Annotated in this window: 16 protein-coding genes; 7 read left to right on the top strand and 9 right to left on the bottom strand. The window is 58.0% G+C overall.

Annotation, left to right across the window (positions count from 1 at the left end; genetic code table 11):
* Window positions 1-30 precede the first annotated feature (30 nt).
* From CXQ93_RS15800 to CXQ93_RS15790, 3 genes are all read right to left on the bottom strand, one after another.
* Window positions 31-354 carry a hypothetical protein gene (locus CXQ93_RS15800; protein WP_104111382.1) on the bottom strand — a complete coding sequence of 108 codons (324 nt, stop codon included), beginning with the start codon at window positions 352-354 and terminating at the stop codon, window positions 31-33.
* Between the two features lie 422 nt (window positions 355-776).
* A complete protein-coding gene (locus CXQ93_RS21150; protein WP_256939558.1) occupies window positions 777-1,250 on the bottom strand; it encodes a hypothetical protein in 474 nt (157 codons plus the stop codon).
* Between the two features lie 1,010 nt (window positions 1,251-2,260).
* Window positions 2,261-2,533, bottom strand: a complete 273-nt coding sequence (locus CXQ93_RS15790; protein WP_104111381.1) for a DUF4235 domain-containing protein — start codon at window positions 2,531-2,533, stop codon at window positions 2,261-2,263.
* Window positions 2,534-2,774: 241 nt separating this feature from the next.
* On the opposite strand from CXQ93_RS15790, the gene CXQ93_RS15785 reads away from it, so the two are divergent.
* Both CXQ93_RS15785 and CXQ93_RS15780 read left to right on the top strand, forming a co-directional pair.
* The gene (locus CXQ93_RS15785; RefSeq protein ID WP_104111380.1) at window positions 2,775-3,104 is read left to right on the top strand and encodes a hypothetical protein; all 330 of its coding nucleotides are present in this window, start codon (window positions 2,775-2,777) and stop codon (window positions 3,102-3,104) included.
* 125 nt (window positions 3,105-3,229) lie between these two features.
* The gene (locus CXQ93_RS15780; protein WP_104111379.1) at window positions 3,230-3,451 is read left to right on the top strand and encodes a hypothetical protein; all 222 of its coding nucleotides are present in this window, start codon (window positions 3,230-3,232) and stop codon (window positions 3,449-3,451) included.
* Between the two features lie 60 nt (window positions 3,452-3,511).
* Here CXQ93_RS15780 and CXQ93_RS15775 read toward each other — a convergent pair whose 3' ends face one another.
* The 3 genes from CXQ93_RS15775 to CXQ93_RS15765 form a co-directional block, all read right to left on the bottom strand.
* Window positions 3,512-4,489, bottom strand: coding sequence for a DNA topoisomerase IB (locus CXQ93_RS15775; protein WP_104111378.1), 978 nt, complete (start codon window positions 4,487-4,489; stop codon window positions 3,512-3,514).
* A 476-nt stretch (window positions 4,490-4,965) separates the two neighbouring features.
* The gene (locus CXQ93_RS15770) at window positions 4,966-5,331 is read right to left on the bottom strand and encodes a hypothetical protein (RefSeq protein WP_104111377.1); all 366 of its coding nucleotides are present in this window, start codon (window positions 5,329-5,331) and stop codon (window positions 4,966-4,968) included.
* Window positions 5,332-5,496: 165 nt separating this feature from the next.
* Complete coding sequence (locus CXQ93_RS15765) at window positions 5,497-6,069, bottom strand: Dps family protein (protein WP_104111376.1); 573 nt, start codon at window positions 6,067-6,069, stop codon at window positions 5,497-5,499.
* A 635-nt stretch (window positions 6,070-6,704) separates the two neighbouring features.
* Here CXQ93_RS15765 and CXQ93_RS15760 point away from each other — a divergent pair.
* A complete protein-coding gene (locus CXQ93_RS15760) occupies window positions 6,705-7,232 on the top strand; it encodes a DUF427 domain-containing protein (RefSeq protein ID WP_181036184.1) in 528 nt (175 codons plus the stop codon).
* Between the two features lie 135 nt (window positions 7,233-7,367).
* Window positions 7,368-8,219 carry an NAD-dependent epimerase/dehydratase family protein gene (locus CXQ93_RS15755; RefSeq protein WP_104111375.1) on the top strand — a complete coding sequence of 284 codons (852 nt, stop codon included), beginning with the start codon at window positions 7,368-7,370 and terminating at the stop codon, window positions 8,217-8,219.
* 506 nt (window positions 8,220-8,725) lie between these two features.
* Here CXQ93_RS15755 and CXQ93_RS15750 read toward each other — a convergent pair.
* Window positions 8,726-9,595 carry a DUF1295 domain-containing protein gene (locus CXQ93_RS15750; protein WP_104111374.1) on the bottom strand — a complete coding sequence of 290 codons (870 nt, stop codon included), beginning with the start codon at window positions 9,593-9,595 and terminating at the stop codon, window positions 8,726-8,728.
* A 142-nt stretch (window positions 9,596-9,737) separates the two neighbouring features.
* On the opposite strand from CXQ93_RS15750, the gene CXQ93_RS15745 reads away from it, so the two are divergent.
* Genes CXQ93_RS15745 through CXQ93_RS15735 form a run of 3 tightly spaced genes read left to right on the top strand, consistent with a single transcriptional unit; the run spans window position 9,738 to window position 12,882 of the window.
* Window positions 9,738-10,199 (top strand): MarR family winged helix-turn-helix transcriptional regulator, encoded by a 462-nt coding sequence (locus tag CXQ93_RS15745; RefSeq protein WP_258069060.1) that lies wholly within the window; start codon window positions 9,738-9,740, stop codon window positions 10,197-10,199.
* Window positions 10,196-12,064 (top strand): long-chain fatty acid--CoA ligase, encoded by a 1,869-nt coding sequence (locus CXQ93_RS15740; protein WP_104111373.1) that lies wholly within the window; start codon window positions 10,196-10,198, stop codon window positions 12,062-12,064. The genes CXQ93_RS15745 and CXQ93_RS15740 overlap by 4 nt, the downstream gene beginning before the upstream one ends.
* The gene (locus tag CXQ93_RS15735; RefSeq protein ID WP_104111372.1) at window positions 12,061-12,882 is read left to right on the top strand and encodes a DUF2177 family protein; all 822 of its coding nucleotides are present in this window, start codon (window positions 12,061-12,063) and stop codon (window positions 12,880-12,882) included. Before CXQ93_RS15740 ends, CXQ93_RS15735 begins: the two co-directional genes overlap by 4 nt.
* 1,028 nt (window positions 12,883-13,910) lie before the next feature.
* On the opposite strand, the gene fepB is transcribed toward CXQ93_RS15735, so the two are convergent.
* Window positions 13,911-14,915, bottom strand: coding sequence for a Fe2+-enterobactin ABC transporter substrate-binding protein (fepB, locus tag CXQ93_RS15720; RefSeq protein ID WP_104111371.1), 1,005 nt, complete (start codon window positions 14,913-14,915; stop codon window positions 13,911-13,913).
* A 116-nt stretch (window positions 14,916-15,031) separates the two neighbouring features.
* The gene (locus tag CXQ93_RS15715) at window positions 15,032-15,706 is read right to left on the bottom strand and encodes a 4'-phosphopantetheinyl transferase superfamily protein (protein WP_104111370.1); all 675 of its coding nucleotides are present in this window, start codon (window positions 15,704-15,706) and stop codon (window positions 15,032-15,034) included.
* Window positions 15,707-15,740 lie beyond the last annotated feature (34 nt).

Below are 15,740 nucleotides of genomic sequence, written 5' to 3'. Positions count from 1 at the left end.
TTCCGCATGAGTCCGCTGATGTCATCTTGTCTAGGCATTGTGGTTCTCCAGTCTGGACTCCGAAGCGCGGCGGCCCGGGCCGTCGACGTCCGGGTCGATCTCATCGGCGTGGTGGGATCCCTGCAACAATTCCCCCTGCTGGCCCAGGGCTGAGTGGCGATGTTCAGCCGTCTGGAACTCACGAACGTTTAATTCGGAGTCTGTTGCTTCCGTTGGAAGCGTGGAAGCTTGTTGCCGGTCCGCCACTAGCTGCTGATCAGTTTGATTGCGCCCGCGGGTCCCGCTGACTTTGACGAGTACTCCAACGATGATCAACATAACGATGATGCCGATCACTATCCAAAGCCATTGCATGGTGGAGATGATGTACCTTTTCTGTGCCTGTTTCGCAGCGCAAACGGAATCTTAGTGTGGTTGCGGTGACGCTGTGCTGCCCTGTGGGCCGCTTTGGAAGGTCGGACCACCAATACGCCAAGGTCTTTCCCCATCGCATGAAACTACGACGCACCGCGAGGCGGAAGCAGCGGCCTCGACAGGACCGGCGCTCCCGCCGCTGTGACGTGCGCTTTTAGATGCCTCCCAAGCCGCCCTCTGTGTAGCTGGTGTGCAGGTCTGCCGCATCCTCCGTCAGATGCGCCTTGGCGTCTGCGATCTTCTCCTTCGCTGCATCAGCTTGTCGGCCAAACCCAATTCATTTCTCCTTGTGTCATAGCCTGTTCCTATGTAGCTTCTCTGCTCGCTCATCGTCGGCACAACCAAAGGGCTGGGCGCGACTGTCATTCCTTGGCGGGCTCTGCATCCTCCAGGTAGCTCTTTCCATCGGCATCGGTGTAGGCAACATAGTCCGACGTCGGTAGCTGCTCTGCCGCTGCCTGGGCCCGGCTGGTGGGAGGGGCATCAATTGGCGAACGCTCGGCATCACCATAGACCGCACCCAGCCCTTGGGAGTCCTTGGTTGTGTCACCGGGTGGAATGGACTCACCGTGGCCGCGCGAGTTCTCAGCCTCAGCGACAGGGACCTGACCGGTGGCCGCGAAGGTACGAACTCCTGAACGTTGCCAGCTAACTTTTACCTTTGCGGAACCATCCTCCGTGGTTTCTACTGACGTTTCTATCTCGGCCTCGGGTGCACCCATTTCCGCCAGCTTGTGCTCATAGGAACCCACCAATTCGGTGAGCGATTCCGTAGTCCACTCGCCTGGGCGCAGCCGTGTCGAGATTTCCACCGGCTCGCTGTTGCTCTCATTCATCGCATTCTCCTGATTCGTTGAGTGTTGCCGTCATTAGTCCCTAGTCCCAATCGCCTTGGCTGAGTGCTGTCTACTTCATCTGCCATTTTCGACTGTAGCGAGGGCTGGCGGGAAAAGCTATGCCTCCAGGAGTGGCGTGCCTAGTCTCGATACGCATGCTTGAGCCAGCTATCGGGTAGCCTCCGGCCCGGTTATTCTGGCTTGGCTCACGCGCTAGCGGAAGCCGGAATCGGGCACGCCACTCTTGGGGCACCAGCTGCAGAAAGGTAGGGTGATCGCGCATGAAGGTCCGTACTTCCAAGCAATAGGGATGGACCGCGATACGGTGCCGACCTGCATCGTCGAGGACCAAGCTGATCAAGTCCTGAGGCACAAATTTAGCTTCGGGACGCTTTGATTCGTGCAAGTAAAGTACCCATATTTCGGCCCCACGCATGCTGTAACGCAGGTAGCCAGCCAATTGTCCCGAAAGGTAGGACTCAAACTGTGACAAGGCAATATTGTGAACGAGGGCCACGGGGTTTTACCCGGGGCCCTCAGCGCGGTGTGAGTCAAGGGTGTAAAAATCCGCTGGCGGTTCCTCAACGTGGCATCCACGGCGCACTCCTGGAACTCAAGTTGCGCGGTCATGAGGGCCTCCTCGTGGTGTCCTTGCAGCGTTTTTACTTACACCTTTTCTGTACCCCGAACATGAAGTTCTCAACATTCTTTCTAGAAAAGCCCTCTACTCCCCTCCCGCTGTGCTGTCGCTACGGGTCTCCAGCCTGTGCCACGGGCACTTTGCCGAACCCGCTGCGCGTCAATGGTCAAGGAGAACAACGTTTCCAAATTGAGGAATCTGCCAGTATCAGAGAGCCCCGGTCAACGGGGTTTCGCCACTGTGGTGCTTGCTTTCTTCATGAATATCTTGGTAGCCGCGGCCAAGACGGCGTCCGCGCAAGGGTTATCTTGTGGCCGCCGTCTTTGGGATCGAAGCGGCAATCCTGACACTGTCCACGACCGAAGAGGTCTCACTCACTTCTGAGGGAAGAGCCTTCGCTGCGCTCCAGCATCAAAGTGGCTTTCTGACCAAGGCGTTGGGTGAGCACCCGGATGAGCGCACCTGAAACGGCAGTGACCAGAGCAAAGACCAACACGCCGGGGAGCGGGTTTCGAAGATCTGTGGCCTCCTTGGGAGCTGCGTTCCCGGTCCCTTTGCGCCACCCCATTTCCAAGGCTTTCCGAGCTGCCGCACCAGCGGCGAGGCTTGCACCAATTCCTAATAGCTTAATGACGAATTTCATGGCACTCTCTCCATTTTCTCGACGGGGTCTCGACTGGATAAGGTTTCCTACACCACGTACTGTTCCGAACAACGCGGGCTTTCGCAAGTCACCACTTGTGGTTACAGTGAGAGCAACGGCCCCTAGCAGCAGGGCTTTGGTGGCTCATCTCCTAGCCTGCCAGCTCGGTCACAACTGGCCCGCAACTTCAAAGCCACCTTGGAAACAAATCCGTCGCATCAATGATCGAAGGAGAACTCCCATGAACAGCAACGACGCCACCAGCTCCGACAACGCACGGACTCCGGCCGAAGGCGGCTATGGAGCCCCCACCCCGGAAGACGAAATGCCTGAAGGAGCCGATACTAACCCGGGCTCCCCGGACCCCACCTTGCAAGGGCAGGACAGCGACGCGCAATCCCTCGGTAGCGATAAAAGTGTGGGGGTACCTGAAAAGAACTTCTTTGACAACGAAGACGCAAGCAGCGACGGGGAGCCCGGGGCCGGGCGTCTGGGCGGAACTGACGAACAATTCCGCGACGAACTGGCCACGGTCGATGCCGACGCGGACGCATCCGGGGAAACCCTCTAACCAGGCCCCGCCAGCACAGCCGCGGTCGGTAGCGAAATCCCTGCCCGCCGCCGCCGTCGGCAGCTAAAGCCGCCTGATACACACACAAACCTGCTGGCATTGCCAGCCCCCACAAGGAGTAGAACATGCCAACACATCATGATCAGGACAGTGCTAAGAACCCCGCATCCTTGAACCCGACACAGGATCATCCCCATGAGCAAGAACTCGGGGAGCAAGAACACAGCTCCGCCGGACAGCCTGGTGCCAAGGATCCTAACCATATTCCTGATGGTTCTGGAAGTACCCGCCCCGCCAGTAGCGAGCACGGCCAGGAAGATAGTGGCCAATCGTTTGATGCCGGCTGATAATGCCGGCTGAACTTTCCGGCCACTCTTGGTAGTGATTGGCAGCTACATTTGCTGCTGTTATTCGCCCTCTGTCAACAGTGCCAAGACCGCACTGTCAGGCTGGCGATTGAGCACAGCAACCTTTCCCTGTTCAAACAAGGCTAAGACGCGTGGATTGACGTAAGAGTCTTTGGCAACGGTGGGGGTGTTGTGGAGCCACTGTGAAGCGTCGAGAATGGCTGCGGTGACCGCCGTCGGGGATGTTTCCCCGGCGCGTGCGGACCGGGCGAGGGAAAGCGCAGCCACCACGGTTCCCTGCCATGTGCGGAAGTCCTTGGCGGTGAAGCCGCCTCCGGCGATCTCGCCCAGATACGCATTGACCTCTGAGTCCGAAATTGCCTGCCAGGTTTTTCGCCTCCCTGACATCCTCGGGTGACACAGCACCGGGGCTTTGCGCGGCGTCGTCGGCACAGCAGTGAGGAACTCGGCCAACAGCCCGTCGGTGAAGTGAACATCCCAGTGCCCGGCGGACTTTCCACGGAAGACCAGGTGGACGGTGGCCCCTTCGACGCTCGCGTGCCGCCGCTGCAAAGTTGTGGCGCCGAAGGACCCGTTATCCTCGGCATAGGCGGCACCGCCAACCCGCAGACCTCCCCTGTCGATAATCCGAACGGCAGCAGCAAGCGCCCGGCGCCGCAGATCCTGACGTTGCTTTAGATCCCTCGTGACGGCTCGGCGCACGGCGGGAAGACTCTGAGCAAAAGCCAAAGACCGAATAAATTTCTCGTTTTCACGCAGTTCACGCCATCGCGAATGATAGATGTACTGAGTGCGCCCAGCCGCATCAATACCTGTCGCCTGAATGTGCGCCCGTGGCCCAGCGGCAATCCACACGCTGGTCCACGCCGGAGGAATAGCCAATGCCGCAATTTGCTCTAACCGAGTATGGGAACGGATTCGCCGTCCGCTCGGGCCTAGGTAGCTGAACCCGCGTCCGGCTCTCTTCCGTGTGATCCCGGCTGAGCCAGGTTCCACCCGATGCAACTGCTGTGCCATGGCCCCTCCTTGGACATTCCTCTCCCTTGAATATTGCCAGCCAAACGCGCCGCGTCAAAGGGCAGATGGCACCGAACGTACTTCAGAGAATGAAATGAGACCTGAGTCACGATCAGCGCACCTTCAAAAACCCCGCGACGTCACAAAGAGGTTCCGAGGAAGGCGCATCCGGGGTGGGGTATTGAGGACTATTCATGAGTCCTCCTCCTGCTTTTGACTGCTTTACGCGCTTCAAATTTACGGAGAGGGGATGTCTCCGTGAGTGACGCACCACAGTGGGGCGTCAGAGCCCTTTTAATGAGAAGCGCATGGCGAGACGCTCCACGGGTTCACCGCCTCCCGCGCAGCAAACCCTGACCCTGCCCAACGTCTCAACCCGCGGCTTTCCTGACTGCAACTCCAGCAGTCAGGAAAGCCCCTTCAAGTCATTGACAGGTTGGCGTCAGGAGCGCTCTCGGGTTGCGTGTTGGCCGCTGTCAGTTGGATGAAGTAGCCGGACCGCTAGGAGTGGCACCACCTTCGTCTGACCAGTCTTGACCCAAGTGGTCGTTAAGGGCCGGGTCTGTGACGACGTCCCCGGCTCCAGTGCCAGAAGCGGATTTCGAGCGCTTGCCAAGATCGGCAGGGAGATGGTTGACGACGGCAGCCTGGGCTTTCTCAACCAAGCCGTCGGCAACATCCTTGAGTTCGCTCTCCACACTGGCCACAGCGTCCTGCACTGGATCAGCGTGCCACAACGATTTCACCCTTGATTTCAAAGACTCGTAACTTTTCCTACCGGCCCGTGTACCGAGCACATAGCCAACGGCCAGACCGGCAACGAATCCAAGTTTTCCCTTCATTGAGGGGCTCCTTTCCTATAAATGTGTGCCGGGTGTTTGCCATCCCGGGTTAGAACTATCAAGCTCGACTCTTAGCGCGACCCGTAAAGGCGCCGTAAGCACTGGCCACTACCAAGCCACCAACGATTGCCAGAATCCAGGTGGTGATCCAGCCTCCGCCTACGGCTACTTCTTCTTCTTCTTGGCGGTTGAAGCCGCCGACTTTTCACTCGAGCCCGAGTCGTGGCTTAATTTGCCGTCACTGTTTTCTAAATGTGCCCGCATGAACCACTGAAAGAGCTCCAGCTTCGCTGTTTGGCCGATCAACATATCTTCTGTGATGGGATCAAGTTCACCGGTGTGGGCGATGGCTTCCCTATGACTCGAGACCACGCCGTCGTACACAATGTCCAAGGCCGCCAAATGCTCAATGGTTGAGGCGCGTCCTATGGAATAGTCATCCCAGGAGCGTTCTTGGACCAAAGCTCCGGGTAGCCCGTTCGGGGAGACCCCGAGAGTGGCAATGCGTTCGGCTGTTTCATCAATCATGGCCCGAACCAGTTCAATTTGGGGATCCAGCATTTCATGGACACCGATAAAGTCCCGTCCCACCACATTCCAGTGAGCGTGCTTCAAAGTGAGCTGCAGATCGTTCAAGGCGTGCAACCTAGCCTGCAGGATAGTTGCCACACGGTGCCCGTCCTTCAGTGACAAGCCAGGGACCGTAAATTTTGCAGTGGAAGTTTTCTTGGAAACCATTGGAACTCCTCTCGAAGCGGTCAACCTTCATCGACCGTCTTGTTTTCCACCGTAACGAGTGCACCACCGGATTACCACCCCTCGCGTTATGGGTATCGGCCCGAATCCCTTGCAAATACTGGGATTGCACCAACATTATTGGCTCTCTTGCGAACAGGTAAGGGACCGTTTTTAGAGCAATAATCCACTGGGAGACGCCAGCAGCCGGGCGCTATCGTCGGCTCGTGATGATCCAGTCTTAGCTGTGGATGGGCTGGCTCGAGTCCTGTCATCTACGTGTCCGCACTCTCTCTGTGGGCTTTAGTCCGGGTTCGAGGGACAACAGCAATGAGATGCCAAGAATCGCGAGAAGGAAGACTTGGTCTCTGAGGTCATCGCCGCCATGCTTGCTCGCACCGAACTCACACCGAAATAGAACGCACCCATATCCCGCAAGCTGGCTCCGGACCCGCGACGGTGGCCCATCAGCCTATCCACTAAGAACGTTCCTCTCTGTGCCGTTTTTTGCCAGTCGGCGGCGAGATGCAAACCGTTTATGGCTACGGCGCTGAGCATTGAACCATCAGCCGTAAACCAAGCGAGACCATCCCCGGCATTCACGGTGGCCTCCCATCCCAAGGTGGCAGGATGGGGATATGACTGCTGCTAAAGATTCTTCAGGCTCCTCTCGCCGTCCCCAGCCCACCAAGCCCAAAGCCGGCCAGGAATCGGTATGGGATTATCCTCGACCACCTAGAGTTGAGCCACGATCTGAACGGATCATTGTTCGCCTTGGTGGAGAGGTAGTTGCCGACACCACCGATGCTGTACGCGTCCTAGAGACGAGTCATCCTCCCGTCTACTACTTGCCATTGGACGCATTCCCCTCGGGTGTACTCGTCCCAGCTCCGGGCACCAGCATCTGCGAGTACAAGGGAGAAGCGCACTACTTTGACGTCATGGCCGGCGGAATCGTCGCCTACCGCGCCGGGTGGACCTACCCGGAACCAGCCTTGGGTTTCGAGATGCTCAGTACCCGCGTGGCACTCTACCCAGGCCGAATGGAATCCTGCACGGTCAATGGCCAGCAGGTCAGCTTTCAAGAAGGTGACTTCTACGGCGGTTGGGTCACTGCGCAGATCGTTGGACCATTCAAGGGCGGCCCGGGCACCGCCGGCTGGTGAGCGCCTTCCTCCGCTGCGCACACGAACCGGTTTGCATCGACCTCTACACCGGGCAGAGAACCTGTCAGTTGGCCGGCCGGGTGTCAGGTTGATTTCGATGACTGTGGCGGGGAAATTTTCTGGCACGATAGTCCAATGACTATCTTGATTGTGGGATGCGGAGACCTTGGAACGGAAATAGGGCTTCGACTCGTCGCGTCTGGGCAAGACGTTGTTGCATGGCGTCGTAGGGCCGATGTGCTCCCCCAAAAATTTGAACGCGTTGCCGTAGATTTGGCTGGCAATCTCCCCCATATTCCTCAGAGCGTCAGCACCGTTATCGTGGCCGTCGCCGCTGATAGGTACACCGAAGAGGCCTATCATTTGGCCTATAGGACAGGGCTGACAAATGTTCTGGATGCCCTTGAACGGGATCAGATTAAGCCAGAACGGGTACTTCTGATCTCATCTACTGCTGTCTACGGAGATACAACTGGCCACGTGGATGAAACCACGATTGCCACGCCCAGCTCTTTTAGCGGCAGAATTACACTGGAATCAGAGGCAATACTCCACGCCCGCTACGCAGGCACTTCAACAGACAGCATTGTCTTACGCTTGGCCGGCATCTACGGACCGGGCCGGACTCGACTCATCGACCTCATCACAAACCAGACAGCCGTCATCCCCGACAGCCCTCGCCTGACAAATCGCATTCATCGCGACGATGCCGCAGCCGCAGCAGTTCACCTACTAACGGTTCCCAACCCCAGCGACCTCTATCTCGGCGTAGACGAACACCCCGTAGATCTAGGAGAAGTCTTGCGCTTCCTTGCACATGAGATGAGCTATGACGAACCACCAACAGGGTCGGTGCCCAACACCCGCGGCGGCGACAAACACTGTTTGAACACTCGTCTGAAAGCCAGCGGATTCGCGTTCGCGTTCCCTAGCTACATCGAGGGCTACAGGTCACTGCTAGCCGGAATCGGCACAAGGCACCCCTGATTGGCTCTGCCCCGACTTTGCTCAATGAAGGTCTAGATCTCATCCGACCAAGGTCCACTATTCAATAGGTTCAGGAGTCACACCAGCACATTCACCCGAACATGCACCGCACTGGTACAAACTCACGGACTCTTGTCCTGCTCAGAAGTAGTGGACCTAAGTGACTACGCCAGATCCGCCAGCAGGAACTCTGAGACGGCCGCTTCACTTTCAGAAGCGAGCAACAGCCGTGTACTTTCAGCCCTGTGAGCAGCCCGAACGACCGCACCCAAGAAATTTCTGAGTGCAGCCTCCCCTGTACTGAAGGTGCGAAATCCTCGCTACTGATCACTCTCAGCCTGGAGGCAGGCTAGGCCGGCGCTCCAGTCAAGAACCAGCGAATGCGGGGTCTGGCGAGCGTGCCTGATCCAGGCAAGCGAGTTGTCTTGCTGCTTGGAGACAAGGTATCGACTTGTCTTGCTGCTTGGAGACAAGGTATCGACAAAGAGCACCGTTCGCCGGTTGGGCTAAGGGAACTTGGGGATCAGAACTGGCGTCTTCGCCTTGTAGGCCTCGTAGTCGGCCTGTCCGCCCCACTTGGAATCTGACTTCTTTTCCAGCAGCGGCACGCCACTGACCTTGGTCAGCAACAAGATGACGAACACCGGTGAGATGAGCGCAATGTTTTGCCAGCCTTCCAATGCGGGGAAGGCAATAATGGCCACTCCTATCCACAAGAGAATCTCGCCAAAATAGTTGGGGTGGCGAGAGATAGACCAGAGACCTGTGGAGATGAATTTGCCCCTATTTGCGGAGTCGGCGTTGAAGCGTGATTTTTGCTGGTCAGCGATGATTTCCATGCCGAATCCCAGCACCCACAACACAATTCCTACGAGTGCGAAGCCATCAAGCGGTACCGATTTTCCGGAGGTCATGGCAACCCAGGCTGCCGCTGCCGTGAACGTGACCCACAGTCCTTGAATTGTCCAGACATTCAAGAACCGTACGAAAGAGGGCTTGAGTGCATCAAAGCGATCATCCTTGCCGGCCTTGCTGATACGCCGGAACAAGAAGATGCCTAGTCGTAAGGTCCACACCAAAACCAGAGCACCCAAGACCATGGATCGCGCGTCGAGCTCGGGAGTCACCAGGAGGATCATCACGGTGATGGAGACGTAGGTCAATGTTCCGGTGATGTCATAGAACTTCTCGGTTTGCTTCATGAAAGAAGGAATGAAGACGATCCACTGGATCGTGATGGCAGCTGCTACCGCGAGCGTGAAGGTGGGGATGGCTCCGATGAAGCTACCGCCGCTGCTGCCAGCCAGTGCAAGGAGTGCTCCGATTAACAAAACCACGGGAAAGATAACGAGCGCCTTACGATCAGATTGTTTCATGTGAGGTGACCTCTCTTGACTGCGGGCTGTAAGTGGAGATGCCATGGGTGACGTATCTCCCCCTACACTCTAGCTTGTTCAAATTGATTTGATGATCAAAGATAATTGAGTATGATTGAGGCCTAAGAATGTGAGGAAAGCCGTGAGTGAATCGTCGTGCGAGTCCGTTGCTGTCACCCTCCGGGCCCTGGTTGCTCTGGTCCGGGAAAGCGAGCGGGAGATGGCACAGAGACTAGGTCTCAACCTCACGGATTACAGGGCCCTGTGTGCGCTTGTGGAGTCAGCGCCGCTCACCTCCGGACGGCTGGCCGAGGAATTGGGCTGTACCGCAGCTACCACCACAGCGATCACCAACCGCTTGGAATTACACGGATATGTGACCCGTGAGCGCAGCGAGACAGATAGGCGCTTGGTTACCTTGTCGGCAAGCCCGGAAGCGTCCAAGCGAATCTTGGACCTAACGTTCCCTTTGGTATCTGTCCTCTCCGAACAGCTCCAAACCCTCCCGCCTGATCAAATCACTACGGTTGTTGCTTTTCTTGATACAACGCAAGATCTCATGCGCACACATCTGCAGACACTTTCTAGCAAGGACGCCACATGAAAGAGATCACCACACCAGCTTTGTCCGGAGGCTCCAATTACCCCAATGCGACTGAACTGCTCATGCAGCGGCTCCGCATCGCGCCAGATCACATCGCCTTTGAGGTGCGTTCTAGCGGGAGTTCCATCACCGATCCGTGGAGAAGGGTAAGCACCCGAGACTTTGTCACTGAGGTCAGGGCTTTGGCCAAGGGGTTGATAGCGGCTGGGTTGGAGCCCGGTGAAACCCTGGCCATCATGTCCCCCACCCGTTATGAGTGGGCCCTGATGGATATGGCTGCATGGTTTGCTTCTGCCGTGGTGGTACCTATCTATGAAACATCAGCACTGAATCAGGTATCGGCGATCCTTCAAGACGCCTCCGTGCGCTTCGCCGTGGCTGGCACTACCGAACACGCCCAGATACTGGAGCAAGGATTTACGCAGGCTGGCGTGTCCGGCTGGCAGCTCTGGTCCATGGACGCAGGTGCCGGGCCAACACTCACAGATCTGGCCCATGACGGTGTGGATATCACCCTAGAAGCTTTAGAGGCTCGGCGCCTGGTGGCCACCCTAGACTCGGTGGCCACCATTGTGTACACCTCCGGAACAACAGCCGCACCCAAGGGCGCACTCATCACACACGGAAATTTTGTGGGCCAGGTGCGCAGTGTTGCTGGCGCGTATACCGAGGTGGTCAAGGAATCCGGGAACACCATCATTTTTCTTCCCATGGCTCATGTGCTGGCCCGCGGCCTGCAACTCATTTGCCTGGCCAACGGCATGCGCATTGCCCATCTCAGCGATACCAAAGAGGTAGTGCCGGCATTGGGCGTTCTGAAGCCAACATTTTTGGTGGTGGTGCCCCGGGTACTGCAGAAGATTCAGGCGTCCGCAGCCGGTGCCGCCGCGAAGAAGAACCTTGGGGGCCTCTGGGCAGTGGCGCAAGCCACCGGCGTAGACTGGGGATTTCTGGCGCAGGAACGCGAAAGTGATCCTAGCCGTAGGGCCGGGCTCTCGCTTCGGGTTCGGCATGCACTCTTTGACCGTTTGTTCTACTCCCGCATCCGCAAACTCGTGGGCGGACGACTAGAATATCTGCTCTCCGGGGCAGCCGCGCTGGATGCCGAACTTTCGCTGTTCTTCCGGGGGCTGGGCTTGCCGGTGATTGAGGGTTACGGTCTCACGGAAACCACGGCGCCGCTGACCGGAAATTTGCCGGGCTCCATCAAGTCAGGATCCGTTGGTGTGCCCATGCCTGGAACCACTATCCGCATCGCGGAAAACGGCGAGGTACTGGCCCGTGGCGTTGGAGTTTTTGCCGGCTACAACAGGCCTGCAGATAACACTCACGCGTTCCAGGATGGTTTCTTCCGCACCGGCGATACCGGCGTCCTCGATGATCAAGGACGTCTCACCCTCACCGGCCGGATCAAAGACGTCATTGTTACCGCCGGAGGAAAGACCGTTTCTCCCACCATCTGGGAAGGTTATGTGGAAAGTGATCCCCTGATAGCCCACGCCGTCATGGTGGGCGAGGGCAAACCCTTCTTGGGAGGACTGGTCCTCCTGGATTCCGGCTCTGTCTCAGAATGGGCGCAGAGTAAGGGCTTTACTGATCTTCAAAGTCTAAGAACCCCCGACGACGGCGCGTGCGTGGAAATCAACGACGCTCGCCTCCTTAGGGCCATCAGCAAGGTGGTGAGCGCGGCCAACTCCAAGATTGCCCGCTCGGAACAGGTACGTAAGATCGTCTTGCTGGTGGCCGACCTCAGCGAGTCCAACGGACTAGTGACCCCCACCATGAAGCTCAAGCGGAACACCTTTACCGAACGTTCACTGACTTTTATTGACAAAATTTATGCTGAGACAGGGCCCCAAATATGACCTCCCGCAGCAAATCGTGGCTCCTGCACTATGTTCTCGCGGCGGTGATCTTCGCCGTCATCGATGTGGTGTGGATTCTTACGGTTGCGCTGCCGCAGTACCAGCGGTATATCCCGGATCTGTTGGCCGCTACGCCCCAACTGGCCGGCGCTGGAGTCTTCTACTTGATCTATGTGGCAGGAATAGTCCACTACGGTGTCCGCCCTCTCGATTTGAAAAAACCGCTGCGCCATCGCGTGGTTGCGGGGGCACTCTTTGGCTTCTTCAGCTACGCAACCTGGTCCCTGACGGCATTTTCAATCCTGAAGGACTTTCCCCTCAGTGTTGCTATCACCGATATCCTCTGGGGTGCTGGCGCCTCTTCAGTGGTGGTGTGGCTAACACTCATGGTGTCGACGGCGCTTCGGAAAACCGCAAGCAGCAACCCGTGCTTTAACGAGGATCAACTACTAAATGTGTGTGTTCCTGGACTCTGGCATAAGAACACGCGCAGGCAGTATCGAAAAAGTCCACGCCGACCTTTCGAGCGGAGCTGCCATCCATTACTAAAAAGCTTTGCGCCAAACGTTGGCGCTGATACGAACAAACCGAGCAGGATGAACGGTCCCGGGTTTGATCCTGACGACTTCTCAAACTCGATCCTGCTTCCCGAATTCAGAAGTCACCCGGTGCAGGCACCGAAGACATGTAAATTTTTGTTAGCAAATCTCGGCAGGTTCCAAACTAAGAAGACCACCCGTTTCCAGGAGGTGTTCTTTACAACGTGCCCACGGTGGGCTTCGAACCAGATTCAACCCCGAGTCAACAAAGGGAAATAGCGTGGCACCACGCCAGTACGGCCCAGTCCGACGTAGACCGAGCCAGTCCAACAGGAAAAGTGTTGACTCTTCACTGTCAACACCCTTATATGGGGATTGAGATCGTTTATAACCAGCCGTACGCAGACTTAAAGGCCACGGCCGAAAACATGCCTGTGTGTACGGTTCAGTTTTCCGGCATTGCTATTTAGTCTCGTTACGATGGCTCGTATAAACCTGCTCCAGGTAGACGACGTGGCCAACAATAAAGAACCAGATACGCGCGTCACCTTTCAGCGTTGGCTTGTATTGCCATCGCTCATGGCTAGACCCATTAATCGTCACAACACCCAGCTCACCGCGCAGGCGCTAGTTGTTGGGGGTGGCAGACTGGGGCGTTCTGGTCAGAAAATCCCACGCCTCAGCCAGAGAATTCCTGATGGTAGCTTTCAGATCGGTCCAGCCACGCTTCGGGGACGCTCGACAGTTTCTGAGTCATCGAGCCATTCCACAGGTTCCTGGACAAGACCCGCCGCGATAGCTGGCCCTGTTTCAGGCCACGACGTGAGTTCCGCGATGGCCAAGTGAAGCCGGTTCGTAGGGAAAGAGGCACGGGCCGCTGTCAAAATGCCACAATAGGAGCCATCAGGCAGGCGGTCAGCCCTGACGCACCAGAGACCTCGCGTCATGAAAGTCCGAGGCTATAGGGAGAACGCAGACATGGCAGCCTTCCATAACGCTTGTCACCCAGACATGGTGCCAGTCCTCGCTGACGCGATGTGCATCTAGGCGCCGGCCTCCTTGCGTTAGCCCACCAGATTCTGGTTCAACTCCTGCAACGCGGCCTGAGCCTGAACCGAGGCACGAGTCCGGTCAGCGACAACAGGCTGACAGTTCCTGTACCCGTATCCACGCCCAGAGAATTGTTCGTTCGGTGGATGAATCTGCGGATTCCAAAGCGACCCCGCACAGACAACGCCCCCTCATATTCGTGACTGCTCTTATCGAAGCAGCCGCAGAACCTGAGGGGGCGTTGGGATGGTTTGGGACTAGCTGAACGTCTCGCCCAGCAGGTCCACGAGCTGGGTTGAGCTGTAGTAGTCCAGACGGAACGAGGTGGGCCCCATGGCAATTACCTGACCCGACTTGACCGAGGGCAGGTTGGCCAACACTTTCTCACCCTTGAATGCCTCCACCACTGCATTGTCTGCTGCCAGCAGGAACACCGTGTTTCCGGTGGCTGCCTTGGTCAGGTTCTCAAAGGAAATAAAGGCAAAGTCCTGGCGGGGCTGGGCGCTGGTGTCCAGGCCCTCGGGGATGTCAGCAACCTTGAATCCGAGAGATTCCAGGACGTCTGCATGCGAGCCACCCTTCTTGGCCACGCCATTGTCCTGGCCCGCACCATTGAAGCTGATGATGTTGGACTCGGCCTCGGGGAGCTTAATCTTGTCCGCAATATCTTTCACGTGGGCGTCATACGTGGAAACCGCAGCGCTGGCGGCAGCCTCTTGGCCCGTGGCCTCTCCCAGTTCCGCAGCAAGCTCCTGCCAGGACTGGCTACCGTAGTTCACCACAATGGTTGGCGCAATGGCGCTGAGTTCCTTGTAATGGTCGGCGGCACTGTCGGCCCCGGAGGTGGAAACCACAATTAGATCGGGCGCGGCCGCAACTACGGCTTCCAGATCGAATTCCAGGGCGGGGTACAGCACGCCGACCTTGCGATCGGTAGCCACCTTGGCCCACTGCGAGAAGAAGCCCTGGCTGTCGGTGACATCACTGGGGTTCGTGGCGGCGGAACTCGTGACAGGGGCGTCGATGGCCAGCAGTGTGCCCGTGACGCTTAGCGAGGTGGAGGCAATGTTCTTGGGCTTGGCCGGGATGACGGTCTCGCCAGATTCGTGCTTGATGGTGCGGGGCCACTCGCCCTGGCTCGCCGAGGCGCTTGCGCCGGCACTGCCCGAGGTGGCATCCGCCGAGCCGGAACAGCCGCTCAAGGCGATTCCGGCGACGGCCACAGCCGCCAGCAGGGGCAGGATCTTGCGTTGGAACTTCACAGTTGTGTCTCCTCAGAGGGTGGTGCCGGATTGGCGTGTGGACGAATGCGTCCGACGGTTTCAAGCGCCGGCTTGGCCGCGCTTGCCGTGGAAAAACTTAGCATAGCCTTACCTAACTAACTAATTGGCCATGTTTTTGTTGCGTAATTATTCGCGGGTACCGAAGGTGCCGCAACTTCCCGGCAGCTAATGCTCGAGGCTCCGGCCACGGCAACTGCCGCTGAGTACCCCTGCACAGCCTCGAGCAGGTGCACGGCTACCCCGTGGCGGGCTCCCGCCACCCTGTCCCCCGGCCCATCCGCGGCAAAACATAGCTCCGCGGGATCGCGCCGGAGGCCGGCGCCCACGGCCTTCAGCGCGGCCTCCTTGCGGACCCATAATTCAGCCCGCAACCGTGGCTGGAGTGCCGCAGGGGTGCCGGCCACCAATATCCTTTCCGGCGTCGACAGTGCCACCTGGTCAAAGCCGTCAAAGCCGGTTGCGCAATGCTGTTCCACATCCACCCCGACCATGCCGCCGCGGGCAACGGCCACCAGCACCTGGTCCCCCGCGTGGGAGATATTGGCGCTGAGCCCTGGAGGGCCTCCGGGTTGCTGGACCCAGGCCAACTCGGGTCGGGATCCCCGCCCACCGGTCGCCAGAAGTTCCACCGTGGCGGGGTCGATGCCAAACTCGGCGGCCAACACTCGCTTGAGCAGAATGCGCGCTGCGGCCGAGCGCGCCCGGTCGGCAGGCAGCCTTTTGGCCGCAATGGAACCCCGTTCGCTATCGCTGAGCCAAGCCACGTCCATGCCGACTTCCGGTGGTGCCCGACAGATCCACACC

Source organism: Arthrobacter sp. N199823 (assembly GCF_002929705.1).
Classification (GTDB): Bacteria; Actinomycetota; Actinomycetes; order Actinomycetales; family Micrococcaceae; genus Specibacter.
The sequence above is the reverse complement of the archived record's forward strand: the minus strand, read 5'-3'. Positions and strand labels throughout refer to the sequence as shown.

What these genes read in the sequence shown, in the direction of transcription:
- CXQ93_RS15740 (WP_104111373.1), top strand. Translation starts at nt 10,196, where the DNA reads ATGAAAGAGATCACCACACCAGCTTTGTCCGGAGGCTCCAATTACCCC.
- CXQ93_RS15750 (WP_104111374.1), bottom strand. Translation starts at nt 9,595, where the DNA reads ATGAAACAATCTGATCGTAAGGCGCTCGTTATCTTTCCCGTGGTTTTG.
- CXQ93_RS15800 (WP_104111382.1), bottom strand. Translation starts at nt 354, where the DNA reads ATGCAATGGCTTTGGATAGTGATCGGCATCATCGTTATGTTGATCATC.
- CXQ93_RS15770 (WP_104111377.1), bottom strand. Translation starts at nt 5,331, where the DNA reads ATGAAGGGAAAACTTGGATTCGTTGCCGGTCTGGCCGTTGGCTATGTG.
- CXQ93_RS15780 (WP_104111379.1), top strand. Translation starts at nt 3,230, where the DNA reads ATGCCAACACATCATGATCAGGACAGTGCTAAGAACCCCGCATCCTTG.
- CXQ93_RS15765 (WP_104111376.1), bottom strand. Translation starts at nt 6,069, where the DNA reads ATGGTTTCCAAGAAAACTTCCACTGCAAAATTTACGGTCCCTGGCTTG.
- CXQ93_RS15775 (WP_104111378.1), bottom strand. Translation starts at nt 4,489, where the DNA reads ATGGCACAGCAGTTGCATCGGGTGGAACCTGGCTCAGCCGGGATCACA.
- CXQ93_RS15760 (WP_181036184.1), top strand. Translation starts at nt 6,705, where the DNA reads ATGACTGCTGCTAAAGATTCTTCAGGCTCCTCTCGCCGTCCCCAGCCC.
- CXQ93_RS15790 (WP_104111381.1), bottom strand. Translation starts at nt 2,533, where the DNA reads ATGAAATTCGTCATTAAGCTATTAGGAATTGGTGCAAGCCTCGCCGCT.
- CXQ93_RS15785 (WP_104111380.1), top strand. Translation starts at nt 2,775, where the DNA reads ATGAACAGCAACGACGCCACCAGCTCCGACAACGCACGGACTCCGGCC.
- CXQ93_RS15755 (WP_104111375.1), top strand. Translation starts at nt 7,368, where the DNA reads ATGACTATCTTGATTGTGGGATGCGGAGACCTTGGAACGGAAATAGGG.
- CXQ93_RS21150 (WP_256939558.1), bottom strand. Translation starts at nt 1,250, where the DNA reads ATGAATGAGAGCAACAGCGAGCCGGTGGAAATCTCGACACGGCTGCGC.
- CXQ93_RS15715 (WP_104111370.1), bottom strand. Translation starts at nt 15,706, where the DNA reads ATGGACGTGGCTTGGCTCAGCGATAGCGAACGGGGTTCCATTGCGGCC.
- CXQ93_RS15735 (WP_104111372.1), top strand. Translation starts at nt 12,061, where the DNA reads ATGACCTCCCGCAGCAAATCGTGGCTCCTGCACTATGTTCTCGCGGCG.